Raw genomic sequence first — 24,194 nt, forward strand, 5'->3', positions numbered from 1 at the left:
TTATCTGAATAGGTGCTATGGTTAATATTACCCAAAAACAAGAAAAATCAAAACAATAGCAAAATTGGGTTAAAGAAATACAAGCACACTAAAAGTATGTCTATGAGGTATCCATAACCGGATAATATTCTGCAAAAAAATTCAACCTTATAATAAAATCAGCTTTGTTTGATTCAACAATTTTATTAATCTTTGCTTAATTATCAACCCTCGTTTATCATTACTCACTCTAAAATTTGTTGTATGAAAAAAGTACTTTATTTGCTATTACTTTGTTCAGTCACTGTATTAAGTATTTCTAAAGTTCAGGCGCAGGAGGAGACAACTCCTGAAACATCTTTGTTTAAAGTTGAAGACAATGCTGTGATTTGGCAAAAAGTGTACAGTATGAATGTCACACCCAAAGAATACCTGACTTTCATCAAACTTAAAGGTGTCCTTGAAGACATTGACACTTTACAATCTACAATAATTGGTAAGTTAAAAAGATTTAAACTCAATACTTATGGAGCGCCCTGGGCAACAACGCCTATCTACTTAAAACAAAATATGTTCACCTCTGATGTGAGAATTGAAATCAAAGAAGATAGATACAGAGTTACGCTTTCCAATATTAAAGTAGTGGACGGGGTAAACAACTTAACACCAAATGCACCGGGATATTTGGTAGATTTTGAAACAATGTACTTTAAGGCGTTTAGCAAGGGAAAAACTCCCCGCCCGAGTTTCTTCAAAATTGATGACCCAATCATTACCAAGAATTTTGATAGCTTCTTTACCTACAAAAAATCTTCTTCTGATTTTTGAGGGTAGTTTAGGATACAAGCACTTATTAGCTTTACGCAAGGCTACCACTAATACTGGTCAAGACTGCGTTTAGCTTCTGCTTCTCCAACTCCGAAATATCCAATGATTGGATTTTTTTGGTGATGGGAGAAATAGCCAATTCTTTCCAGTCCACTTTTAGTGCTTTGGCTATTTTGACTGTGAGACGAAAGGTGGGTTTCTTGACACCTGTTTCAATATGAGAGACATACGCAGTAGACACGCCTGCTTTTTTGGCGAGTGCGGCTAAGGCTCTGTAATGTATCGCCTCCAGTATAAAGTTACTAAATTCTAAATCAATAACAACACCCCTTAAACAGCACCAAAACATGGTGCCCATACAGGGAAACAAAATTCTTAAGAAGTTAATGTACTGATAATCAAATAATTAATAAGTTAACCAGGAAGATTTTTTAAGGCAAAAAAAATGTCGAAATCATACTATGATGGGGAAAATCTTATAAAATCAGACTTTAGAGATTTGAGCAAACCTACGATGAGCTATGATATGATTACGAAAGCGCGCGTCCGATGTTATTGAGAACAGCATTCAGTTTCTGTTTTTCCTGCTCCGGAATATCTAATGATTCGATTTTTTTGGTGATAGGAGAAATAGCCAATTGTTTCCAGTCTACTTTTAGTGCTTTGGCGATATTGATTGTTAGGCGGAAGGTGGGTTTTCTGATGCCTGTTTTAAAAGTCACAAAAAAGTGCCAAAAAGTTCGCATATATGACGCAAATTTGCGACCTTTACTTTGTACTTTGCACACCTAAAAATGAAGGTTCGTGAACTACTAAGAATCCTTTATGATGATGGCTGGCTCGAAAAAGACCAGAAGGGAAGCCATTTACAACTGGTTCACCCAACCAAAAAGGGGAAAGTTACAGTCCCCGTTCATGGCGGAAATGTTCCGATAGGTACAGTAAACTCTATTATGAAGCAAGCCGGATTGAAATAGTTCTATTTGACTTAAAACGACGCAACGTGTTTTGCGAACATATATCAAAAAATGAAGCAGGAAACATTAATATTAGAAAACGGAGACGATGGCTTACTTTGGGGAAGAGTGTTGCACGAGGACGATTTAATCGTCGATTCAGCTCCGACAGTAGAAGAATTGCAAGCGAAAATCAAACAGTTATTATTTGATTTTCATGGGGTAGAAGAAGTTCAGTTTGAACTCGCTTACGATTTAACAAGTTTCTTTCTGTTTTTCGACTATCTGAAAATCTCAAAAATTGCAGCAGTAGCAGGCATGAACCCAAGCCTGTTAAGACATTATGCCGCAGGTTCAAAAGCAGCTTCCAAAGAACAGGTGGCTAAAATTGAAAACGCTGTGCATGAGTTAGGGCGGCAAATGGCTTCTTTGAAGTTGGTGGAGGCTTAGTTGATAAGGTTATAATAATATCCTATAAGTAATACCCCTGCTCAAACCTCAGAGTCCCTTTACTTTGCTCGGGCCTGCGCACACAGGAGACTCTGAGGGGGCATAATAAAAGTCTATTTGTAGAAAAACTCTTTGAAATAATAAATCGTATTTTGAAAAAAATCTTTTAAATAATTTCCAATATTTAATTTTACTAAAGATGAAAGAATAAAAGTAAAAATCGCTACTTCAATAGCTTTTTCAAAAAATACCCTTATAATTACGTCTAAGCTAAAGTAATTTTTTTCTTTAAACACTTTATATGAGTCTATAAATTTTTGAGCAAAAGGGCCTTTCTTAAGAATTTCAATTTTGGAATTTGTCATTAAAGAAGAAAAGCCTATACTTTTTATATTTTCTGAATAATTATATATAATAATTTTCTGAACATCATCAATTTGTGATAAGTCGTTCAACATATTCTTCACGTCATTTGAATTAATAGAAATCAAAGTAAAATAATGCGATTTCCCATGGATCGCTTTCTCAATTAAAGCTGTTGCGCTAAGTACATTACCTTTATTCCTACTTATAGCTTTTGAAATCTCATTAATTGAACCTATAACATCGATATTTTGAATTCCTAAATATATAACTGGCTCATCTCCAAAAATCCTTAATATAAAAAATGTTTTTTGATTTGGATTAGATATAATAGAATATTGGATTTCATCTCTTTTCAGTTCTGATTTATCTAAAACAAATCGAGGAATAACGCCTTGATAATTTTCAATATCAAATCTTATATTTTCAGTTCCTGACATTTCATCCCAATATACTTTATAATTTTTTTCAGTTTTATGAACAAAATTATAAAGAAACTGTGTACCTCTGGCTTCTGCTATCTCAATCAGTTCTGCCAGAATTGTTTGTAATTGTTGTTCTATTAATTCTTTTCTATAATAGTAATGATATTCATCTTCTAAGTTGGGTGAACAGTTGGAGATTTGCGAATCAATGTCTGTTAAAATTGGACTTTTCGTCAAATCTAAAAGTAGCCAAAAAGAATAAGGTTCAATGGCAAATGTTGGGTTACTTTGCAACTTTAAAATATTGATATTATTATCTCTTAAAATATCAGTGAAGCTTGTTATGAAACCAGGGGAGTCAAATTTTTGTATCGGTATAACCTTGAGCGCATAAATATTTTTCCATGAATTTGGAGGGAAGGGAGAAATTATTATATCAATATTACCACCTTGATTGTCCAAGTTAGGTATAGCATACACATTTATTTTAGATGAATACCAGTAATCTTCTGATAACTCTATTTTTAAACTACCATTTTTTACTTTTCGAGAAATTAGCTGACCAAGTTGAATAGTAAAAATATCTTTTCTTTTCATAGTTATTAATTTTTATACTCTTGCTTAATCAATATTATGAATAATTATTATTCTACTGAAAAATAATTATTAAACGGTTCATTTAAAACAATTGCCGAAATTCAACCCTCAAAAAAGTAAAAAGCACGGATTCTCGCCTGCTCTAAAATATCGAATCCTTGCCCCCCCTCACAACCCAAAAACCCCCTTCACCTGCTTCAAGGTGATAGCCCCGCCGCCCTTCTTGCCGTCTTTATTAATGGGTTTCCCTAAAGCCTCTCTAACCTGCCGCATTTTGATTTTGGCGGTGCGCTCTGAGCATTGGAATAGCTCCTGAACGTCTTTTACTCTTACTACCGAATTTTCTGAAAGTGTCATAAAGTGCATTATCGTGTTGTTATGTGTGGATTGGTGTTGCAAGTTAGTTTCTTACTTTTTATTGCCATAATTTAGCTGTCGCAAAGTTAAAATATCATACTTTACCACATGCACCCACAACAAAGCTCGACTAAAATGTACACCAAAGCCATCAGTGCGTCTGTCGATTTCGGAGAAGCCGACAAAACCGTCAAGGTGGTTTTCAGTACCCTTGATATGATCGATTTCGACAACGAGGTCATCCTGAGTGGTGCTTATACCAAGACTATAGCCGAGAACGGCCCGAAAAGTCGCGCCAGCAAAATATATCATCTCAAAGACCATATCTGGCGCACCGACAGCATTGTTGGTAAACTACAGGATTTATACGTTGAGGGCTCGCAACTTATCGGTGTTACGCGTTTCGATGAGTCTGATCCTATTGAGATGCTCAATTATTCGAAATACAAAAGAGGTTATTTTAATCAGCACAGCGTGGGTATTATCCCCATCAAATACCAGGATTTTGAGACCCACCGTGAGATTTCAGAAGTGAGGTTATTAGAGGGTTCGGTGGTGCTTTGGGGGGCGAATCCCGAGACCCCGACCCTTGCCGTAAAAACGGCTTATCAGGAGAATCCTGAGCTATTGTACAACGAAATAATAGCCGACCTCTCGGCACTCAGATACAACCTCAGAAAAAATCTGTCGGAGCAGGATTTGCTGTTTACCACACAAAACCTCGAAGACAAAATCAGTCAGTTTAAAACCCTGCACGCCAACACTCAGCCGGGGGCTGTTGCACCCACTAAGCCGTTATCTGTCAGGCAGGAAATTGATGCGTTTTTATTTGATAATACAGATTTTTAAAGGTTCAGGGAATAAGCGTTTTTCGAAATTTTCATTCAAATAGAATGCAGTTTCTCAATGTTTGGCTAAAGCCAATTGGATTCTGTTAATTTAGTAATGGGGGTGTCTAAAAAGTCTATAGTCGCAAAATATTATTTGGCTAATCTCAACCCGCGCGGCGTCCGCCCACACCCTAAATCCCTCTCCCCAACTGTGGAGAGAGGGACTTTTTAGCCCTTCCCCATTGTTGGGGAAGGGTTGGGATGGGGTCTTTTCCAAATATTATTTGGCGTAAAAGCCTTTTTAGACACTCCCCAATTGAAGCAAAAAAAATCAATAGCCCCGCGCGGCGTCCGCCCATTTTTAAATCCGCAATGGAATTGGGGGGTAACAAGAAGACAATAATCCGAATCGGCTTTAGCCAAAATTACCTACCTACGAACCTTTTTTAAATCTTAACCAACTATTACACATTAACACACAACACTAAAATGGCTCAACTTTCAGAAGCAGCAGTAAAAGAAATCGGCGGATTAATTGACGAACGACTACGGGGTATCTCAACAGACCCCGCCACCGCCACCAAAAAGGAGATAGCCGAGCAACGTCAGCTCATCGAAATGCTATCGGCCCAGAATGATGATTTATCAGCCAAAATCAACGGACAGGTACATACCAAAACCAGCAATTATGTTACGTTGGAAGATGCCTTATGGAGTGCCGCCAAATCCAAAAAGACCGAAATAGAGGCCATTGTTAAAGCTAATGGCCGCCAGACTGAGCCTTTGGTTTTTCAGGTAGGCACTAAAGCCGCTGTTGACCTTACCACAGCCAACACCATTGGCGCAGGTGCTACGCAATATTCACTCGTGCAGAATACCGGACAAATCTCTAAAATCCGTCAGCGTGAAGAGCGTTACCTGAGTGTAGCTGCTCCGGGCACTATCGGCGCCCCACGTGCCTTGTGGGTAGAAGAAACTGACGAACAGGGAGTGCCGGTATTCATTGCCGAGGGTGAAACCAAAACGAGGGTATCGGTGAAATACGTAGAGAAAATTGCTGAGGTACGCAAAATTGCAGTTTACGGCAAAGTAACTACCGAAATGCTGGCCGATTTGCCACAGTTGATTTCGTACATTCAGAACAATATGGCGAAACGCCTGTCGGTAAAAACTGAAGACCAGTTGATTGATGGCGATGGGGCAGACGATAATTTATACGGTTTAACGCACTACGCTACCCCTTTCAGCGCCGGAGATTTAGCCGCACAGATTCCGATGGCCAACGAACTGGATGTTATCAGAGCCATTGCCTTGCAGGTGGAATTAGCCTACGGTATCGGTAATGCCTTATTCGTGAACTCGGCCGACTGGGCAAAAATCCAGCTTATCAAAGATACTGACGGACACCCGATCTGGAAAGAGTACGAAGTAGCCGGTACTGGCCGCGTAGTAATCAGTGGTCTGGAGATTATTCCAACCACAGCCATCGCCTCGGGTGAGTTTGTAGGCGGTGATATGTCGGTTGTGAATGTTCTCTACCGTGAGGGCTTAACCGTACAGATTGGCTTATCAGGCGACGACTTCATCAACAACAAAAAAACCATCCTCGTCGAGCAACGTTTAGTGCAGTTCGTTAGCGGTAATGATACCCAGGTTTTAGTAAAAGGAAGTTTTGCTGCGGCTGTTGCTGCGCTGAATAAGGTGGGGTAAATTGTTCGATTATTTTTTTTGTTTCGTAGAGACGTATTGCAATCGCGCGGCGAACCGTACGTCTCCCGAGTCCTGTCAAAATGAGAATAATTAGCTATTCTTTTGAGACGTTCCACACAATTAATTCTACTGGATTAGATAGTCTTTGGAGACGTACGGTTCGCCGCGCGATTGCAATACGTCTCTACAAAACACAACAATTTCGAAAAATGAAAAAACTACTCACAACCATAACATTTCTGGTGATTTCGCTCGGTGCTATGGCACAGGCAAAACTCAAGCCCACACCAGCCACGGGCTTACTGACAAATGCTTCTTATGCTTATGCCAGTGTCTATGCGCCTATCAAATCAACCGGGTTCAGTCCAACGGCGGTCACGATTCAATTGAATCTGGTTAAAGGCACAGGCACACCTGGCGGATACGCAAGCATTCATGGCAGTGTAGATGGAATTACCTATGAGAAAATAGGCACTGATAGTGTAGCTATCAGCAATACTAACACGCAATTGAAAATCTGGAAACTGACTACCCATGCCTATCCTTATTATAGAGTCAGGCTGATAGGTTCTGGTACGCAATCGACGGCGTTTAATGCGTGGGTACATGTGAATTAAAATACCCCACCCTAACCCTCCCCAACTGTGGGGAGGGGATAAAACCCGCAAATGTGGAGATGAAGGAAAGCCCCTCTCCCCACTGTTAGGGGGAGGGGTTGGGGTGGGGGGCCAAAAAATAAAAACAACAAACAAAATGAAATCTGAAATTACTGAAAGAATCACCCGGGGCATGTCGGTACAATTAACCGATGCCGATAGCTTTGAAGAGCCTGTAAGCCTTTCAGAAATCAAACGCTTTATCAGCATAGATGCCAGTCTGGGCGTGCATGATGATACGCTGAATGCCTTAAATACAGCCTTCAGAAGGCTTGTTGAAGATAAACTGGGTATATCACTGATACCTCGGTCGGTTGTAGTCTCCTGGAGAGAGTTCTACGATTTTTCAAAGCTCCCCTACCTGCCTGTAAATACAACGGGCTCTATCTCGGTTACTGATTTATCGGATGCTGAAATAGCCGAAGAAGCCTACGAATTGAAAGGCGTAGGGGGCTTTTTAACACTCGCCGGAGACTTTGCCGAGGGTGTAAAAATCAGCTACCAGGCCGGAGGACAGGCTATTGACCCAAGCCATCAGCAGATGATTAAGAGTCTGGTATATGAGGTATTTGTGAACAAAACATCTATGCAAAAAGCATTGGCCATGCATGTAAACGCTCTACCTATATGAATGCTGAAACACTGATAGAAACCATGAATCGTGCGGGCCAAAAACAGCAGGCAGGAACGAAAGTAAAGCTATCAGCCGAAGTGCTGAAAAGCTATATAGCGCGCGGGATTGTGAAAGAATTAAAAACCAGACCCCGCACCAAACAACTGAAAATGGGTGGCGTAACCACCAAAACACAAGTGTAATGATGGCAGGATTAGCTTTTACGGAAGAAATACGATTTTATACCGCAACGGTGTCGGCCGACAACCAGGGAGGCAAGAGCATCACAGGCGAAACCCTGAGTTTAAGCACATTGGCCAGTATCCAGGAAAAGATCCTACCGAGAACAAGTACCGATGGGCAGCTTACTTTCAACCAGATGCTAAAGGTTGAAATATGGAAGAATCCGGCTTTTATCCCTACTGAAACGACTCAGGTAGAATGGAAAAACAAGCGATACACCATACAAGCTATCGCAGAAAACGAGACCCATACCAAGCAGGTATTGACTTTGATTGCGAGGGCTTGAATTGATTGAGTGAATGAGCGATTTAGTGATTGAGTGATTATTGACAACGGAGCAAATATTACGACAACAAAAGAATGATACTATTACTGAAACACTCGCCGTAAAACGATCGCTTATTCATTCAATCACACAATCACTCATTCACTAAATTGATATATATGAAAGACGCCACTAACTATATCCTCAGCGAGTTTTTCAGAGTGCTTAACGGTGCCATCACTTACGAAAGTGTGCCGGTTAAAGTATTCGCCATTGAACAGGATGAGGCCGACACTGACAACCTTTTTGTAAGACTGTATGCCGCCTATACTACCGAGTTTAATACCAAAACAAGCTTTGGCAGCAAGGTTTATATCAATCTTGAAGTAGTTAACAGACTGACAGGTGGTGAGCGTACTGAGTATAAAGTAAACGATGTAGCCAACAGTATCAGCGAGTTGATTCTACCTGCACCATCTACCACAGCTCTGGCAGACAATGCTGACTTTCAGCTTGTTAATGTAAAATCAGGCGGACCTTCAACCAATTTCAATGAACGGAGTAATACAGCCCTGATTGTCCGTAAAATTATCACATTTGAAGTAATCGTAAACCAATTATAATATGTCACAATTAATAGGTCAAAAGTACAGACTCGAAATCAACACGGGTACATCCGGCTCACCAGCCTGGCAGAAATTCAAACACGAAATATCCTTTGATATTTCTCATTCATCTGAAAAGGTTGAAGTTTCCAGCAAGGATACAGGCAAGCACAAAGATTATATCAAAACCTTGCTTGATACCACTGTGAACTGCACAGCCAGAGAAGATACGGCTCCGGGCTCAGGATTTGTATCATACACAGACGTATATGGATACTGGTTAAACACGCAGGCAGATGCTAACGGAGGGAAATATGGCATGCGCATTTTCACTGACGAAGAGGGCGGCTATACGTTAGCCTTCGATGCCTTCTTTGAAAGCATCGGTAACAAGTACGAGAATAATGGGATAGTAGAATATACCTTCTCATTGCAGATTGTAACCTTGCCCGAATTGACGCCTGTGGCGTAAATATTTAATCGTGAATGGTGAATGATGAATTAGTGAATAGTTCACCCCACTATCTTGAAGGATATTACCAGTAGTAATTTATTCGCTAATTCATCATTCACCATTCACGATTAATCACCCATTCACTAAATCCAAAAACCCATGATAGTAGAACTAAAACACGGGGAATTACAATGCAAGTTGCAGGTTTGTAACGAGTCGCTGGAGCTGGCTATTCCTAAATTTGAATCTGATACCGAAACCGAAATCAGCGCTTTGTTCAGTGGCGTAGGTAGTTTTGCTGTCTTTGCCCGTTATTACGCCTATTTCTCTTATAAAATCTATTGTCAGCGAAACCCTGGTGTACAAACGCAGAAATACCCTATCGGTACATTTATGAATCTGATTACAAAAGATGGCGTGTTGGTCGAGGAGTCGAACATTGCAGAAGCCTACGAAAAAATGGGGCAGACCATTGTGGACAGGGTCGAAAAAAAAATGAAACAGATCAAAGAGAATCCACAACTGCTGGAAACGCTGAGCGACCCAGCCGAGACGAATTAGAGGAATTTTATTGTGGTGAAATAGGTATCTCTCCCGACGTTTTCTGGTACGAAATGACCAGGCGACAGGCCATGAATATCCGCCGGGGATACATCACCAGAATCAACAATGAATTTGAGCGGAATATCTGGACCATGCGGGAGTTGTACGCCCTTGTGTACAATATTGTAGCCCGCAACCGGATTACCCCACAGCAGGCATTTCCGCTGAGTTTTGATAAAAGACCCGAGGCGAAAAGTATGCCATTAACCGAGTTTGCCAAAGTTTTACAAGCCAATTTTAAAGCAAAATCCGATGGAAGAGGAGAATAAAAAGATAATAATAGACCTTGATGCCAATACGAAAGAGTTTATAAAGAAAATAGAGGAGAGTCTTGCAAAGCTGGTAGAAACAGAGGATAAATTCAAAGATTTGAAAGAAACACTTGATTCGTTCAGCAATGCTTTCACAACTTTCGGAGGTGAGTCTGTGAAGTATGCTATTCAACTTCAAGAGGCTTTAGGTAAGGTTGAAAATACTTTTGGCAAAAGCAGTGATACAATAAAAGACTTTGCTAAAAACTCACTCAACTCTTTTGGCATTGCCGAATCTTCAGCCTTAGAAATGGTTTCAACTTTTGGTGACATGAGTTCCGTCATGGGCCTTAGTCAGGAAAACGCCGCTAAAGTTGGCATGGAATTGACCGCTCTTGCTGGAGACCTCGCTTCGCTTAAAAATGTGCAGTTAGATGTAGCCAGTACGGCACTCAAAGGTATATTTATTACTGATGCTGACGCTATTACTGAATCTGGAGTTACTGAGGCACTTAAGGAATTAGGTATTGTGATGACCGAGACCAATCTGGAACAATTCGCTTTGAATCAGGGCTTAAATGAGACCTATGCCCACATGACCGATGCCGAAAAAGCAGCTTTGAGATATGGTTTCGTAATGAATGCGACCAAAGGAGCTCAGGGAGACTTTGCTGGAGGTATTTATACTGCCGACAACCAGATGCAGATTTTCACTGAGTCAATCAAAGAATTATATACCAATTTTGGCGAATCCCTCTTACCCATCCTGACCAAAGGCATCATTATTATCAACAATGTGATTCAGGGCTTCTCAGATATGAATCCTGTGGGCAAGCAAATGATTCTCCTCTTTGGTGGTCTTATAGCAGCATTCCCTCTGCTAAAATCCGGTTTTGAGAAGCTGAACACCTTAGTAAGTACTTTAAAAATTGCTTTCGCCTCCGTATCTGCACCTGTTGCTATTGCTACTGTAGCCATTGTAGCTTTTGCGGGATATGTAATCAAAAAAAGGGATGCTATCAAACAGAATCTGATAGACAACACCATATGGACTACATTCTCCAACCTGTTCACTAACGGCTTAGGAATGGTAGTAGAAATATTTGAACTATTCGGCAATATCATCTCAGGCGACTGGGAAGGTGTATGGGAGAATCTCATCAATATCGTAAAAGGTATCTGGAATACCATTGTTAATATAGTAGGCGGAGCCGTCAAAACTGTGGTCATCGTTACTGCCAGGATGTTCAAAATGGTAGGTCTCGATTCAGCCGCAGAAAAAATATTAGATATCAATAATACCATAGACAAAGCGGTGGATAATTGCTCTGCCAATACCGAAAAACTCACAAACAATGCCACCAAGCTTAAAAAAACGATTAGTAGCCTTGTGTCATTCAACTGGAAAGATTTAATCGGAGGTGGAAACGGTGGAAGAAACAAAGATGAAGATGCTGCAAGAGCTGTATCCGCATTGCGTGATAGACTTATACAAGAAACCAATCATGCACAACTGGCGGCTATGACGAACGACTTTCAGCAAAAGAAGACTAACTTACGTTTACAGTTTCTTGAAGAGATAAGTACCCATGCAAAGGAACTATATGAACTCAAGGCAACCACAGAACAAAAAAAACTTATACTTGAAGCCTATACAGACTGGCTGATTCAACGGACTAAACAATATCAAAAAGAAGATAGTGAAATACGCCTTTTTAGTGGATTTGAAAACCTCGGCACATTAAAATCAAACGATAAATCAAGTAATCAGGATAAGATTGCAGCTATCATCGGTATATCACCTGAAGGAATAGAAAAATACGGTTTATCCTTAAAGGAAAAAATCGATGCCTCTATGAAGTCTCTTACTGAACAGGGTGAAAACGAACAAAAAATAAACAATCTTGAACAGTTTCTTGGATTATCAGAGGGCACAATTACAGGGAAGAATATTGATGAGTATTCTAAAAAGGCAAAATTAATATCTGAAACAAATCAGCGAATTAAGGAGAGTTTTATGAATATGTCCTCTACTGCAATCTCTTCTCTTTCTGTAATTGTGGGTGAAATGATAGCTGGTACAGCTAAAATTAAAGATTTAGCCAATGCTGCACTTTCAAGCATATCACAAATGTTGGCACAAATAGCACAGCAAAACATTCTGTTAGGAATTTTTACCGTCAACCCGGGAATAGTAGCAAAAGGAGTTCTTGCTGGCATCGGGGCTGGTATTACCGGAGGCTTAGCTAAACGCACCCAGCAAGTGTCTGCCAATAAAGCACCTAGTATGGGGCTTTCAGGATCTTCTGTTTATGGAAGTCTGGGACAAAATTCAAGCGGGTCCGGAGAAAGTTATCTTAGAGGAAGTGATGTATACTGGGCTGGGCAAAGGTATGAAGTAATCAGAAACTTTTAAATTCATGGCTTACGAACTAAAATATTATGCTGCGGCAACAGGTATATCCTCTGTTGAGTGGAAAGTGGAATTACTTGAAAAAGATTATTCAGGCGATTCGATTGAACTTCTACTCATGGGTAATGGTATTCGTATAGGTTATGATAGAGAAGAAGACAGATTTGCCCCAATCATCAGTCGTTATGCAGAAATAAGTTTAAAGGCTAAAAACGATTTTCAACTGGAAGATCTTCAGTTTGATGATGAAAGAAAATATCAGGTAAAAATCTATAAAAATACTGTACTGGAGTTCGTTGGCTGGCTTGTGCCTTTCTATTCCAGCCAGGAGTTTGAAGACATAAGTGCGGTTGTGATTAATGTAATGGCAAAGGATACCATCAAGCAATTATCCAATGTCACGTTTTTCAATCAATATCCTGAAAGAACGAGCAATAAACAATCGTTTAAGGAGGTTATCAGCTTAGGCTTAAAGCAATTGGGCTATTTATTGTATTTAGAAATCTATTACAATAAATATGATGCAGCCATGCTAAAAGCTGCCATGGACTGCCCTTTATCCCAACAGTTTTTTGATATTCATGCGCTCCAGAATAAAGACGGTACTTGGCTTGATTTCTATACCATTATAGAGCGTTTATTGGCACACCATAACTTAAGATTATTTCAAAGCAAAGGCAAATGGATTATTGTGTCAGTTATTGAACTATTAGATGGTAGTGTAACAGGGAGACGGTCTGAGCCTAATTATGGGTTCTACATGGCCACTGTCAACTATGAAAGCGACAAGACGATTCATACAGGTGGCATTAAGATTAAGAAAAAAGCGATTATCCGGAAGGATATCCCTGTTCAATCGTATACCGCTAAATTTGAAAAGGGTCTAAACGGTAATCTTTTGGTGAACGGGTACCTGTTAAAGTTCACAAGTGGTTTACCCGATAACTTCAGAAAAGAAGGTAATTGGTCAGTTGGTAATGTTTCTTTTATTGATGGTGGCGGGGTGCAGATAGAAAATACGGTTATTCAGAAAAATCCTCCTGCAGACCCTGATTCGGAAGAACCTTATGAGCCGTTTACGCCCATGAAGTACCTGATTTCAGACCCTGTCGATATAAGCACTCTAAAATCGTTCAGGTTTACAGCCGATGTCTACGGCGATGATGATATTGACGAGATAAGAATCGGTATCAGACTTACTGCATCCGGCATTTCACCAAAAGTCTATTACGTTAGCACTTCAGGTAGTATTTATTCTCATACATCATCAATATTTATAAGCAAAGGTACAGAAGACAAGGCTTTTTCTTTTGATGTCAAATGGTCCACTATTAAGGCAGATGAATCCGACCTATATGTAGATACCATGGAAGTATTACTCTATCCGGGTATCAGATACAGAGCGGGTGAACCGGTAAATACAAAGGTAAAATTCAGAAACCTTGTCATAACCGGAACACCACAAAATTATGATGACAACTACAAAGGCAGGATGTACGTATATGCCAATACAGCATTATCTTCTTCAAAAAAGAAAGACCCTTATTCTGTCTATTTTCATGATGATGTTATTCCTGATTTGAGATTAATCAAGTTGAGAGGTAGGACTTATGTTAATGAGACAAATACCAGAACAACAGCATGGAAAAGAACAACCGAGGATGTTGCTTATAGTCTGGTTGAATCGGTTTTAATTGATAAGTTATCTGTTACAGCTAAATTTGGAGATATATTCGAAGGCAGTTTAAAAGGTTATATAGATTTCTTTGAAACACCAGTACTTCAGGGTTATGACAAACGCTTTGTTCCGCTGTTTTTAGAATACAATCTGCAAAGTGATAGCACCGAATTTGTTTTGACAGAGTTATATAAGCAGGATATACCTTTTTCATACAAAAAACTTGATTTCTTTAACGATGATAAAGAGATAGACGTAAGTGATGGCACAAGTGCTTCAAAAATAGATGCTAATGAAAATTTTGATGCAGTAATTACGTCAAGAGGTGGAGGTGACGTCTTTCCTGTAATCCATTCTGACGGAGGAATTGATTCTTTTCCTGAGGATAGTAATAGTCCTGAAGCCAATAATAAAGGGCTTTTAAAATTAGGTTCTTCGCTGGCTAAAAAACTTCAATTAGGCAATCTGGAAAGCTTAACTGAAGTCATTGGTCGGCTCGGGCTCAAAAACACAAACAATTTTTTAGGCGAATTTTTAATTGGTGAAAACACCGAAGACCGGGCTTATAGCTTTCCCGACCGCGACATTGAAGTCAACCAATGGAACGACCTGAGCGACGTACCGGAGAGTTTTCCGCCAGATGCCAGCTATTTCAAAACCGATTATGGGTTGATTGGCACGCGCAATGGGCTCAACACAGTTTTTCAGACCTCCGAGCCATTTATAACAGATACTACCAGAGTATATGTCAATGGTGTCCGGCAATTTAAAGGCATAACAGCCGATTACCAGGAACTGAGCAACCAGTCAATTGAATTGATAGTGGCTCCGGAAGCAGACGATAGATTAATCATAGATTATATAAAATCCACATAACAAATGGCAACTTCAAAAATTAAAAAACGGCAGATAGAAAACCTGGCTATTGTAGATGCCGACGTGGCAACAGGCGCAGCAATTGCTACAGCTAAACTGGCTGACGGGGCGAACTTTATTCAGCGAGACGGCAGTGTGCCTTTCACGGCCAATCAGGACATGGGTGGTTTCAAAATCACTGGGTTGGGTGTTCCGGCATCTGCCAATGATGCAGTGCGTTTGGTTGATTTGCAAAATACACAGGCAGGGTTATCTGGTAAGGAGAGTGTACGAGTAGCCACCACAGCCAACATTTCACTTTCTGGTGCGCAAAGTATTGATGGCGTTTCGGTTGTGGCCGGAGACAGGGTCCTGGTTAAAAATCAGACCACTGCCACCCAGAATGGTATCTACCTATGCGCTACAGGTGCCTGGACACGCGCCATAGATGCAGATTCGGCAGGAGAACTAAAAGCCGGCTCATTTGTATTCGTAACTGAAGGAACAGTCAACGCAGATTCCGGCTGGATTCTCTCAACAGATGGGGCCATTACTATAGGCTCAACTGCTATCAACTGGACGCAATTCAGCGGTGTTGGACAAATCATTGCGGGTACAGGGCTTACCAAAAGCGGCAATTCGATTGATATTGGCACGGCCAGTGCTTCACGTATTGTGGTCAATGCCGATAACATAGACCTGGCAACTTCCGGTGCATCAGCAGGTACATACAATAGTGTTACTGTTGATGTGTATGGCAGAGTAACGGCCGGAACATCAAATGCTTATATTACTGTTGCTGCCAACCGGGTTACGCGCGAAACTCCGGCAGGTGTAAAAAATGGCACAAACACCACTTTTACTCTCGCCTTTACACCCTCAGCCAACACTGAGGAGGTTTTTCTGAACGGTGTTTTACAAGAGCCAGGTGCAGGAAATGACTATACTATTTCAGGTGGTACAATCACTATGCTGACAGCCCCTGCCTCTGACGACAAACTGGTTGTTTGCTATTTTAAATAAAAGGTTTGCACACAATTCTAATCATTTATCTATTAAATCACACAAATGGCTTAAGTCATGGCAAGAACAAACCTCAAAGGAACTCAGGTTTTGGATGGTTCTGTCAGCAGAGCTGACCTGAACACCACTGTTTCGGGCAGTGCGGTCATTACCAAAATAATCACCACTAACGGTGTAGCCATGACTGCCTATACCGGAGCAGATAGTGGCACTGGTGATGTAACTGTGGCTGCCGATTTATCATTTTTAGACACTAAATACCCTTCCATCACAACAAGCCGAACACAGAATCAAGTGCTTGCTGCTCCGGCATCTGGCAATGGGGTGGCTTCGTTCCGGGCTTTGGTAGCGGGGGATATTCCTGTAATCGGGATTTCGGGAGTAACGGGTTTACAAACTAATTTAGATAACAAATGGGCTTTAGGGGGAAACTCTCTCTCAAATACAGGAGTAATAGGTAGCAGCACCGACCAAAATATCCAGTTAGTAAGAAATTCGGTTGCTGGTCTTACTTTAAAAGTTGACGGCATTACAGATGTTAAGAAGCTGGCTGTAGGTCGTATCAGTGGCTATGGTGGGAATTCATGGGATAGCCTTGCAGTTTTTGGAGGAAATGTAACTATTGGCGGGAAAGATTCAGCTACGCAAGGGAGTTATGATCTGAATTTAGTAGCTTATACTACTAACGACAATCCGGGCAATGCCACCCGAAAAGCCCGCATAAAATTCGGATACTATGATGCAGCCAACTTTGTAGATAAATTCAAACGGACAATCGAATACTGGCGTACAAATGATGCCATTGTTATTGGTTCGCACAGTACGCTTATTACCGATACAGCTACTACTTCACCTATAGAAGGCAATTCTGTTTATTTCGGTTCAGACGGAAGCGTAGGTATTGCAAGCTCGGCATTGACAGCATCTTCATTAAAAATAAGCAAGATTATAACCGGTGACGGGCAGGATTCAGGATATGGTATCCTGAACAATGGGGTGGTTCAGTCAGATATTACAGTTACGGCTTACTATAATAATACTTTTGCCAGCACAGTGGCATCAGGTTCGGCCTATACTATACCGGCAATCATTCATTATTCAGCCAGACAACTGGCATTTGGAAACAATAGTAGTGTAAGTAATCAATTTGCTTTTTATGCAGATTCTACTCTAACAGGTGCTACCAATAATTATTCGTTTTATGGAGCACTGGCAGCAGGGGGTGGTCGTTGGAATGTATATATGGCAGGAAGTGCCAACAATTATTTTAATGGTAATGTCTGGATTGGCACTAATACGGGTAATTATAAGCTTGACGTAAACGGAACAGGTCATTTCAGCCAGGATGTAACCTTTGAGGCTAATGCTGTTCTGTCCGCTGCTCCAACTTCTGGAAGTCATCTTGTGAATAAAACTTATGCTGACACAAAACTTTCAGGAACTGGCACTACTAACTATTTAGCCAAATACAGCGGAAGTGGCACATTAGGCAATAGCAGTATATACGATAACGGGGGCTTGGTAGGCATCGGAACTACTTCGCCAAGCACCAGATTATCATTAGGAACATTCTGGAGTACTGGTGCCGAAACAGTAGGTATTAACCTCAGGGAGGGTTCACTTGCAGGAGAGCTTCCAGCTTATGGTATTGGTTTTGGTCCGGCAAGTTCAGAAGGCTATGTAACCTATCGCTCAGGCACAAGTAGCAATAGTCTCTTTGGGCATAAGTTTTTTGTCAATAATACAGAAGTGATGCGGGTAAGGGGGGATGGGAATCTTGGTATAGGCACAAACTCGCCTATCTACAGATTAGATGTAAATGGCAATGCCCGACTGACCTCTAACCTGATTATTTCCGGGAGCATATCAAATGGTAATACAATTGCTTATTTTGATAACAATAATACAAATGCTGGACAGAGCTTCGGTTTATTAGTTGATGCCGGAACTTCTACAAGTGACTACGTTTTAAAACTAAGAAATGCTTCCTCTACAGAGATGCTGATATTCAACGGAGCAGGTAGTTTAGGCATTGGTGGCAGTGGAACACTCATTACCGGTAGCACGTTGACACTCGCCAAATCATTTAGTAGTTCTACTTCTTACGGTATTTATAGCTATGGACAAATCACAAGCTCCAACACAGGAAATGCCTATTACTATCGCTCTTTAGCTAATACCCAAGCGGCCAGTTTTACTGTTGGTACTATAGCCCACTATTCAGTAGCACAAGGAACAATAGGAGCGAATAGTTCAGTAACCAATCAATATGGTTTTCTGGTTGAAAGCACTATGACAGGGGCAAACAACAATTATGGATTTTACGGTACCCTACCAAATGGTAATTGGAATCTTTATATGTCAGGTACGGGAAGCAATTTTCTGAATGGGCGATTAGGTATTGGGTCAAATATTTTAGTTGACAGAAATCTTCAACTGGTTTTACCCATTACAGGAGGTACCACTGCTTATGGCATGATCAGCAATGGACAGGTGCAATCTGGCGTAACTTTCAATGCTTATCAGTACTTCTCACAAGCAAATGCTGCGGCAGATGTGACTCTGACTAACTTTTCTCATTATACTGCTGTATATGGAAGCATCAATGGTAGTATTACCAACCAGAATGGTTTTTATGTTCCATCATTAATAGGTGCGACCAATAATTATGCATTCAGGGGAGGTGTAACAAACGCAACTGGTGCCTGGAATCTCTATATGGATGGTTCTGCTAACAATTACTTAGGAGGTAAAATAGGGGTAGGTACCCTTTCATTAGCAGATAAGAACTTTGCTTTAGATTTACCACTTTCATCGAGTTCTCCTTATAGTTTTATTAATACCGGAACGGTTCAAACAAATGCATCAAATGTATTTATGAACTACTCTCAGGCAAATGTTGCAACAGGAGCGAACGCCTCTTCACTTTATCATTTTGTATCTTCACAAGCAGCTTTATCAGGAACTATAGGAAATCAGTATGGTTTTTTTGCCAGTTCAGCTCTAACAGGTGGGACTAACAACTATGGTTTTTATGGAAACCTCCCTGCAGGAGCAGGACTTTGGAATCTATATATGAATAGTAATGCAAATAATTATATAGGGGGAAGATTAGGGATTGGAAGTACTTCTCTTAGCAATGTCTCCCTTAAAGTGACAAATAATATTTCTGGAAGTGGAACTTCTATTGGTATTTGGAGTGATGGGCAAATTCAATCGGACGTTTCCACTGTGTACTATTTCCGCTCTAGTTCTAATACTCAAAATGCATTTTTTACAATCTCAGATATTTATCATTATGGGGTTGTACAAGGGGTTTTCGGAGCAAATTCAATTGTAAATAATCAGATAGGTTTTTACGTAGGAAATTTAACGGGAGGCAATACTAACATTGCTATTCGCACACAAGTTACAGCTGGTTTTAATAAATGGAACATTTATATAGATGGTACTGCTAACAACTATTTGGCAGGGAATCTTTGGATAGGAACTAACACAGGAGGCTTTAAACTTGATGTCAATGGAAATGCGCGCTTTACCCAAGAGGTACAATTTAATAATTATGCAATATGTGATGCTGCTCCAACTGATGCAAGCCACTTAACCAATAAAGCTTATGTAGATAGTTTGTCTTCCATTAAGCGGGGTGAGTCAGTAAAAACTATTGCTTTAACAAACATTAGTCTTTCAGGTACACAAACCATTAATGGGGTATCTTTAATAGCTGGTGATTTAATATTAGTAGCCGGGCAAACAAGCTCAAGCCAGAACGGAGTATATACTGTGACGGCAGGCACATGGAGCAGAAGTTCCAATAATGATTCTGAGAACGAAATCAAAGGGGCTTATCACCTTATTACTGCAGGCTCTTACGCTAATCAGCGGTATATCAATACCAATAGTTCGTCTATTACCCTTGGGACTACAGCAATTACTTATGCATTAGATTTTGGCGCAGAAACTGATCCTGTTTGGAATGCTTATAAGACCTTATATGACATATCTCCAACCCGCATCAGTCAATGGAATAGTGCTTATTCAATTGCCTCCAGCTTAACAACTACTAACGCCCTTGCAGAAGGCGGAAGCAATTTATATTTCACAACCTCACGTGTATTAGCTACTGCTTTGACGGGCTATTTGGTTGGTGCTAATACTTCATTATCCGCTACAGATACTGTTTTGCAGGCCTTTCAGAAAGTGCAAGGACAATTAAATAACCGATTGCTAATAGGAGGAAATATAATGGGTTTTGCAATCACTATGGGCACTATTGATAATTTTGACCTCTCACTAAAAAGATATAATTCTACACATTTGACACTTCAAAATGGCGTTTCAAAGTTCTTTTTTGATGTTGATATAGTTGGAAAAATCAAATTGAATGAAAACACTGGTTCAGATCACCAGTTTATCAAATATAATGGTAGCTCCAACGAATGGGCATACCTGAATACTGGTGAACTTCAGGATAAAAATAATATTGTAATGCTTGAGGATATTGCTGGTGAAAGAGGATTTCAGCTCTTCAGCGATTCTGCTAAAACTTATGCTGACGCTTTTGTTTTTACTAATTCAATTGCCGGAATAGCTCTTGGGATACATGGCTATTCAACAGATTCATCGGATATTATTCAGGAATTTGGTTTGCAACTCGACGTAGATGGGTATCTCTATCACAAACGTTTGGATGGAGTTCGTTCACGTATTGCTACTGTTGATATGATTAATGGTAGTGGAGGCGGAAATTGGAATGGTGGTTTCGTAAGTAATAGTGTTGAAATGCCTATTGATAAATATATCTTATGGGATACAGCAGGAAATAATCTGAATCCCTCATCCATTGGATTCAGGAAGATGCCGCTCACCTCACCAGTTGAAAAAGCACTTCAGATTTATAGCAATGCAAATATGTATATTAATGCTGCAGGTGAACTGAATATCACTTCTAATAGACTATTATTTACAAAAGACCTGTATCCTGTAGAAATAGATTTTAGTGGAGCTTACTCCCTACCTGACGGGCACTACGCAAGGTTTTTAGTATCATCAACCACCGGAGGCATAAAAAAACTAACAATAATTTCAGATTAATTAACAACCGTGGCGGCGAACCGCCAAATCCAACAACATGAAACTTGATTTTAATCAGCCAATCGTCGGCTTAGACGGAAATGTAATCGAAGGCTCAAATATGGGTAAAATTTTGGCCGATCAATTGGCTATTGCTACCAAAGGTAATGCACTGAAATTCTGGGAAATGGCAACCAAACTTTATTGTGGCGAGGCCATTGATTTAGACCAGTCTGACCAAAGTATAGTAAAAGATTTCATTGAAAAACATGAATCGCTTCCTAATCTCACCAAAGCACAATTGTTATTGGTATTTATCGAAACAGAAAAGAAAACTAAAGCTTAAAATGGCAACTTCAAAGCCCGAATTTCAGAATTATGTATATCAAAACGGAACATTGTTCTGTGCCCTATATAAACGCAGAGTTGTCGATTTAAATGGAACTGCTACGACACAATGGTATTGGTTACCTACTAATAAAAGTGGCGATATCATAGATTTTCGGGCTAATGCATTGAACGGAACTTTCTCATCAGAAGCCAATGCGCTTAATCCGATTACAGGCATACCTCCGGGCTATGGAACTTTAATAGCAGACAGATGGCAGAGTGATAAGTATATTTCCTATATGAACCTTTATCCTTTTATGGATTTAGGGCAATTTAGGGCAGGAGTTTCGAGAATGATACTTGCAGGAGTAAATAATATTCTTATTCCTGTGCTTTGGTCTGATGTATTTGATTCCTATAACTCAACAGGGAAAAGACAGGATCAGAATCTTAACTCTTCGTACGAAGCAAAACAAAACTTAGCTGTAGACTGGGTGGCAACAACTTACCCGAATGTAAAAATCAGTCTTTTGCCAATGCTTTACATGGATTGGGTAAGATCGAATGATTTCTGGGGAGAGTTGAATAATGAGAAAGATAATTGGGGGAACTTTATTCGATTGGGTTACAATAATACCCACCCTTCGTTAGCAGATAAAAACCCTGGCTCGGGTCGGAGTATGATGAAGGATTTCTTTCAGAAACTTGTCAACTATTATGCTAATAGATTAGGTAGTAAGCTAAACTATGTAATTCCGGTAATTACTGAACAAGCAGAGTATGGATTCAATTACGACAATGGTCTATCTGCTCATAAGGCAATTACAGGCTATTCAACTGCTACCATAAATGCATTTCAATATTGGCTGTTTGCTTCTGCTAATCCTAATAAATATGCCAGCTTAAGTGCTCTGAGCAATGCATGGGGAATAGCCTATGATAATACAAGCCAGATAACTCCACCCAATACTTCTTTGCCAGAAGGAACATATGACGTGGCAGGCATGAATACAATTTTTGCTTCGCGCAGAGGGATAGACTGGTATTTGTTCAGAGAAAGTATGCTGTATGATTTTGCCTATGATTGTAAAGAGTGCGTTGTATCTGCCAATAATACCTATGGTACAAATATAAAATTTGTTTTGTCGTTTGGTGGAGTATCACCCAATGATGAATTAGTTCCACTCAGAGGAAGTTACGATGTACTAAAATGGGGAGAAATAAGTGATGGACTAAAAACCGCATTTGGCTCAGATAATCGGTTTGAGAATACTTCGCTGACTTTAGATTATGTCCAGAATTATCCCAACAAGATAATGACCGAATTGCACCATATTGATTACTGGGGAGACAGCGCTAATCCACTGCCAATAGATACAGTCGAATCAAATATGCTTCAATCTGGCAGAGATGCCATTATTAATGGCGCCAAAGATTTATTATTTATCGGCGGTCCATATCAGGGTACTTGGTTTGATATGCTTGAAAGGCTGTTGAAAACCCTCAAACCAGATTTCCTGAAAGATAATGAAGGAGCGCGAGCCAGGATACTCAATGGCGCAGCCAATATCAGCCTGAGTGAACTATTATATAGTGGAAACATCAATGGCGGAATTAGTAAATGGATTGGTGGTAATGGTAGAAGAGATAACCGAATTACTCTTAATTTTTCGAACACTACCACATTTGCAGGTGATGCCGATTATCCGGTTACCTTCCAGGTTAAGGATAATCAGATGTATTATTTGAGACAATCAGATATTAAAAATTCGGTTTACGGATTCAGGTCATTGCAAGACGAAGAACAGGGTAGACCTTATACCTCCTTGCAACAAACCTATAATGCTACGCGTGTGCCGATTTTATTGACTGCCTTTGGTATTACTTATCCTGCTGGTACTAAAACAAGAAGTATAATTGAGATTGTAGATCAGGCAGGTATTAAATGGTTAAAAATGGTACAATCACGTGGTGTTAACACCAATGAAAATGGTGTAGATTACTCGAATAATCATCCTGAATACAGATTTCTGAATAATCCGAACCTATCAGAAGATTGTCGTTTCTGGCTGCCTGTAAAAGATGGTTCGGGTAATTTTGTGACAAGTTATTACGATATTACCATAACCGTTTTCGAAGCAGCTTGCAGGTTTGACGTCTATCATGCTGATAAAGATGCTCCGGGTGGAATTGCCTATAACCCGGATAAATCTACAACGGCAACTGGTACATCAGAAACCATCAGAGTTTATACAAGTCAGCTTACACAAGCCAATATCAATCAACGGGTAATAAAAATTAATAATAACAGATGGCCATAAATCATTCATCTTTCATTGTTTTGGTTATCTGTTTTTAAACCATCAAAAATTAATTCGCTAAAACCATTAAATATGGTGGTGAACACAAAATAATTTAGGTACCTTAAAATAAAAAATCGTTGTGGAATACCAGAACAAGACCTACATTGTACCGAAGTATCAATTAAATCAGTAAGATACTTGGCTATATTAGTTTATGCAAATGCTGTGGTTATTATAATAGGAATATGATTGATGTGACACCTACTGTAAATTGAGGGGATATCTCTAAACAAATGCACATGGCGGCGTAGATTATAATACCATCTTAAGCTTA

23 protein-coding genes are annotated in these 24,194 nt (G+C 40.0%); 19 read left to right on the top strand and 4 right to left on the bottom strand.

The window, feature by feature from the left end; genetic code table 11:
- Window positions 1–243 precede the first annotated feature (243 nt).
- Window positions 244–807, top strand: coding sequence for a hypothetical protein (locus H1R81_RS13045; RefSeq protein WP_181841165.1), 564 nt, complete (start codon window positions 244–246; stop codon window positions 805–807).
- Between the two features lie 31 nt (window positions 808–838).
- On the opposite strand, the gene H1R81_RS13050 is transcribed toward H1R81_RS13045, so the two are convergent.
- Together H1R81_RS13050 and H1R81_RS13055 are read right to left on the bottom strand one after the other, a co-directional pair.
- A complete protein-coding gene (locus H1R81_RS13050; protein WP_181841166.1) occupies window positions 839–1,156 on the bottom strand; it encodes a helix-turn-helix domain-containing protein in 318 nt (105 codons plus the stop codon).
- 181 nt (window positions 1,157–1,337) lie between these two features.
- Window positions 1,338–1,553, bottom strand: coding sequence for a hypothetical protein (locus tag H1R81_RS13055; protein WP_181841167.1), 216 nt, complete (start codon window positions 1,551–1,553; stop codon window positions 1,338–1,340).
- Between the two features lie 48 nt (window positions 1,554–1,601).
- On the opposite strand from H1R81_RS13055, the gene H1R81_RS13060 reads away from it, so the two are divergent.
- Together H1R81_RS13060 and H1R81_RS13065 are read left to right on the top strand one after the other, a co-directional pair.
- The gene (locus H1R81_RS13060) at window positions 1,602–1,784 is read left to right on the top strand and encodes a type II toxin-antitoxin system HicA family toxin (RefSeq protein ID WP_181841168.1); all 183 of its coding nucleotides are present in this window, start codon (window positions 1,602–1,604) and stop codon (window positions 1,782–1,784) included.
- A gap of 51 nt (window positions 1,785–1,835) precedes the next feature.
- A complete protein-coding gene (locus H1R81_RS13065) occupies window positions 1,836–2,213 on the top strand; it encodes a hypothetical protein (RefSeq protein ID WP_181841169.1) in 378 nt (125 codons plus the stop codon).
- Window positions 2,214–2,326: 113 nt separating this feature from the next.
- On the opposite strand, the gene H1R81_RS13070 is transcribed toward H1R81_RS13065, so the two are convergent.
- Together H1R81_RS13070 and H1R81_RS13075 are read right to left on the bottom strand one after the other, a co-directional pair.
- On the bottom strand, window positions 2,327–3,598 hold the full coding sequence (locus H1R81_RS13070; RefSeq protein ID WP_181841170.1) for a hypothetical protein: 1,272 nt from the start codon (window positions 3,596–3,598) through the stop codon (window positions 2,327–2,329).
- A gap of 168 nt (window positions 3,599–3,766) precedes the next feature.
- Window positions 3,767–3,955 (bottom strand): hypothetical protein, encoded by a 189-nt coding sequence (locus H1R81_RS13075; protein WP_181841171.1) that lies wholly within the window; start codon window positions 3,953–3,955, stop codon window positions 3,767–3,769.
- Between the two features lie 108 nt (window positions 3,956–4,063).
- On the opposite strand from H1R81_RS13075, the gene H1R81_RS13080 reads away from it, so the two are divergent.
- The 16 genes from H1R81_RS13080 to H1R81_RS13155 all read left to right on the top strand — a co-directional run bounded on the left by H1R81_RS13080 (window position 4,064) and on the right by H1R81_RS13155 (window position 23,878).
- Window positions 4,064–4,804: an HK97 family phage prohead protease gene (locus tag H1R81_RS13080; RefSeq protein WP_181841172.1), complete on the top strand. Its 741-nt coding sequence runs from the start codon at window positions 4,064–4,066 to the stop codon at window positions 4,802–4,804.
- A 470-nt stretch (window positions 4,805–5,274) separates the two neighbouring features.
- A complete protein-coding gene (locus tag H1R81_RS13085) occupies window positions 5,275–6,495 on the top strand; it encodes a phage major capsid protein (protein WP_181841173.1) in 1,221 nt (406 codons plus the stop codon).
- 209 nt (window positions 6,496–6,704) lie between these two features.
- The gene (locus H1R81_RS13090; protein ID WP_181841174.1) at window positions 6,705–7,112 is read left to right on the top strand and encodes a hypothetical protein; all 408 of its coding nucleotides are present in this window, start codon (window positions 6,705–6,707) and stop codon (window positions 7,110–7,112) included.
- Window positions 7,113–7,248: 136 nt separating this feature from the next.
- Window positions 7,249–7,782 (top strand): hypothetical protein, encoded by a 534-nt coding sequence (locus H1R81_RS13095; RefSeq protein ID WP_181841175.1) that lies wholly within the window; start codon window positions 7,249–7,251, stop codon window positions 7,780–7,782.
- Window positions 7,779–7,967 carry a hypothetical protein gene (locus H1R81_RS13100; protein ID WP_181841176.1) on the top strand — a complete coding sequence of 63 codons (189 nt, stop codon included), beginning with the start codon at window positions 7,779–7,781 and terminating at the stop codon, window positions 7,965–7,967. The genes H1R81_RS13095 and H1R81_RS13100 overlap by 4 nt, the downstream gene beginning before the upstream one ends.
- The gene (locus tag H1R81_RS13105) at window positions 7,967–8,293 is read left to right on the top strand and encodes a hypothetical protein (RefSeq protein ID WP_181841177.1); all 327 of its coding nucleotides are present in this window, start codon (window positions 7,967–7,969) and stop codon (window positions 8,291–8,293) included. The genes H1R81_RS13100 and H1R81_RS13105 overlap by 1 nt, the downstream gene beginning before the upstream one ends.
- Before the next feature lie 158 nt (window positions 8,294–8,451).
- Window positions 8,452–8,895 (top strand): hypothetical protein, encoded by a 444-nt coding sequence (locus H1R81_RS13110; RefSeq protein WP_181841178.1) that lies wholly within the window; start codon window positions 8,452–8,454, stop codon window positions 8,893–8,895.
- 1 nt (window position 8,896) lies between these two features.
- The gene (locus tag H1R81_RS13115) at window positions 8,897–9,349 is read left to right on the top strand and encodes a hypothetical protein (protein WP_181841179.1); all 453 of its coding nucleotides are present in this window, start codon (window positions 8,897–8,899) and stop codon (window positions 9,347–9,349) included.
- Window positions 9,350–9,490: 141 nt separating this feature from the next.
- Window positions 9,491–9,892: a hypothetical protein gene (locus H1R81_RS13120; protein WP_181841180.1), complete on the top strand. Its 402-nt coding sequence runs from the start codon at window positions 9,491–9,493 to the stop codon at window positions 9,890–9,892.
- Window positions 9,893–9,945: 53 nt separating this feature from the next.
- The gene (locus H1R81_RS13125) at window positions 9,946–10,203 is read left to right on the top strand and encodes a hypothetical protein (RefSeq protein ID WP_181841181.1); all 258 of its coding nucleotides are present in this window, start codon (window positions 9,946–9,948) and stop codon (window positions 10,201–10,203) included.
- Window positions 10,187–12,601, top strand: coding sequence for a phage tail tape measure protein (locus tag H1R81_RS13130; protein ID WP_181841182.1), 2,415 nt, complete (start codon window positions 10,187–10,189; stop codon window positions 12,599–12,601). Before H1R81_RS13125 ends, H1R81_RS13130 begins: the two co-directional genes overlap by 17 nt.
- Before the next feature lie 4 nt (window positions 12,602–12,605).
- On the top strand, window positions 12,606–15,152 hold the full coding sequence (locus tag H1R81_RS13135) for a hypothetical protein (RefSeq protein ID WP_181841183.1): 2,547 nt from the start codon (window positions 12,606–12,608) through the stop codon (window positions 15,150–15,152).
- Window positions 15,153–15,155: 3 nt separating this feature from the next.
- Window positions 15,156–16,154 carry a head decoration protein gene (locus H1R81_RS13140; RefSeq protein WP_181841184.1) on the top strand — a complete coding sequence of 333 codons (999 nt, stop codon included), beginning with the start codon at window positions 15,156–15,158 and terminating at the stop codon, window positions 16,152–16,154.
- Window positions 16,155–16,211: 57 nt separating this feature from the next.
- The gene (locus H1R81_RS13145; protein ID WP_181841185.1) at window positions 16,212–21,248 is read left to right on the top strand and encodes a hypothetical protein; all 5,037 of its coding nucleotides are present in this window, start codon (window positions 16,212–16,214) and stop codon (window positions 21,246–21,248) included.
- A 37-nt stretch (window positions 21,249–21,285) separates the two neighbouring features.
- Window positions 21,286–21,573: a hypothetical protein gene (locus H1R81_RS13150; protein ID WP_181841186.1), complete on the top strand. Its 288-nt coding sequence runs from the start codon at window positions 21,286–21,288 to the stop codon at window positions 21,571–21,573.
- A gap of 1 nt (window position 21,574) precedes the next feature.
- The gene (locus H1R81_RS13155; RefSeq protein WP_181841187.1) at window positions 21,575–23,878 is read left to right on the top strand and encodes a hypothetical protein; all 2,304 of its coding nucleotides are present in this window, start codon (window positions 21,575–21,577) and stop codon (window positions 23,876–23,878) included.
- Window positions 23,879–24,194: the final 316 nt, after the last annotated feature.

This window comes from Emticicia sp. BO119, assembly GCF_013912375.1.
Lineage (GTDB): Bacteria > Bacteroidota > Bacteroidia > Cytophagales > Spirosomataceae > Emticicia.

Bases quoted from the DNA above. Each gene is read 5' to 3' on its own strand.
- H1R81_RS13050 (WP_181841166.1), bottom strand. From the start codon at position 1,156: ATGTTTTGGTGCTGTTTAAGGGGTGTTGTTATTGATTTAGAATTTAGT.
- H1R81_RS13120 (WP_181841180.1), top strand. From the start codon at position 9,491: ATGATAGTAGAACTAAAACACGGGGAATTACAATGCAAGTTGCAGGTT.
- H1R81_RS13060 (WP_181841168.1), top strand. From the start codon at position 1,602: ATGAAGGTTCGTGAACTACTAAGAATCCTTTATGATGATGGCTGGCTC.
- H1R81_RS13155 (WP_181841187.1), top strand. From the start codon at position 21,575: ATGGCAACTTCAAAGCCCGAATTTCAGAATTATGTATATCAAAACGGA.
- H1R81_RS13115 (WP_181841179.1), top strand. From the start codon at position 8,897: ATGTCACAATTAATAGGTCAAAAGTACAGACTCGAAATCAACACGGGT.
- H1R81_RS13080 (WP_181841172.1), top strand. From the start codon at position 4,064: ATGCACCCACAACAAAGCTCGACTAAAATGTACACCAAAGCCATCAGT.
- H1R81_RS13110 (WP_181841178.1), top strand. From the start codon at position 8,452: ATGAAAGACGCCACTAACTATATCCTCAGCGAGTTTTTCAGAGTGCTT.
- H1R81_RS13135 (WP_181841183.1), top strand. From the start codon at position 12,606: ATGGCTTACGAACTAAAATATTATGCTGCGGCAACAGGTATATCCTCT.
- H1R81_RS13150 (WP_181841186.1), top strand. From the start codon at position 21,286: ATGAAACTTGATTTTAATCAGCCAATCGTCGGCTTAGACGGAAATGTA.
- H1R81_RS13045 (WP_181841165.1), top strand. From the start codon at position 244: ATGAAAAAAGTACTTTATTTGCTATTACTTTGTTCAGTCACTGTATTA.
- H1R81_RS13065 (WP_181841169.1), top strand. From the start codon at position 1,836: ATGAAGCAGGAAACATTAATATTAGAAAACGGAGACGATGGCTTACTT.
- H1R81_RS13090 (WP_181841174.1), top strand. From the start codon at position 6,705: ATGAAAAAACTACTCACAACCATAACATTTCTGGTGATTTCGCTCGGT.
- H1R81_RS13085 (WP_181841173.1), top strand. From the start codon at position 5,275: ATGGCTCAACTTTCAGAAGCAGCAGTAAAAGAAATCGGCGGATTAATT.
- H1R81_RS13130 (WP_181841182.1), top strand. From the start codon at position 10,187: ATGGAAGAGGAGAATAAAAAGATAATAATAGACCTTGATGCCAATACG.
- H1R81_RS13070 (WP_181841170.1), bottom strand. From the start codon at position 3,598: ATGAAAAGAAAAGATATTTTTACTATTCAACTTGGTCAGCTAATTTCT.
- H1R81_RS13055 (WP_181841167.1), bottom strand. From the start codon at position 1,553: ATGCGAACTTTTTGGCACTTTTTTGTGACTTTTAAAACAGGCATCAGA.
- H1R81_RS13140 (WP_181841184.1), top strand. From the start codon at position 15,156: ATGGCAACTTCAAAAATTAAAAAACGGCAGATAGAAAACCTGGCTATT.
- H1R81_RS13075 (WP_181841171.1), bottom strand. From the start codon at position 3,955: ATGACACTTTCAGAAAATTCGGTAGTAAGAGTAAAAGACGTTCAGGAG.
- H1R81_RS13125 (WP_181841181.1), top strand. From the start codon at position 9,946: ATGACCAGGCGACAGGCCATGAATATCCGCCGGGGATACATCACCAGA.
- H1R81_RS13095 (WP_181841175.1), top strand. From the start codon at position 7,249: ATGAAATCTGAAATTACTGAAAGAATCACCCGGGGCATGTCGGTACAA.
- H1R81_RS13145 (WP_181841185.1), top strand. From the start codon at position 16,212: ATGGCAAGAACAAACCTCAAAGGAACTCAGGTTTTGGATGGTTCTGTC.
- H1R81_RS13105 (WP_181841177.1), top strand. From the start codon at position 7,967: ATGATGGCAGGATTAGCTTTTACGGAAGAAATACGATTTTATACCGCA.
- H1R81_RS13100 (WP_181841176.1), top strand. From the start codon at position 7,779: ATGAATGCTGAAACACTGATAGAAACCATGAATCGTGCGGGCCAAAAA.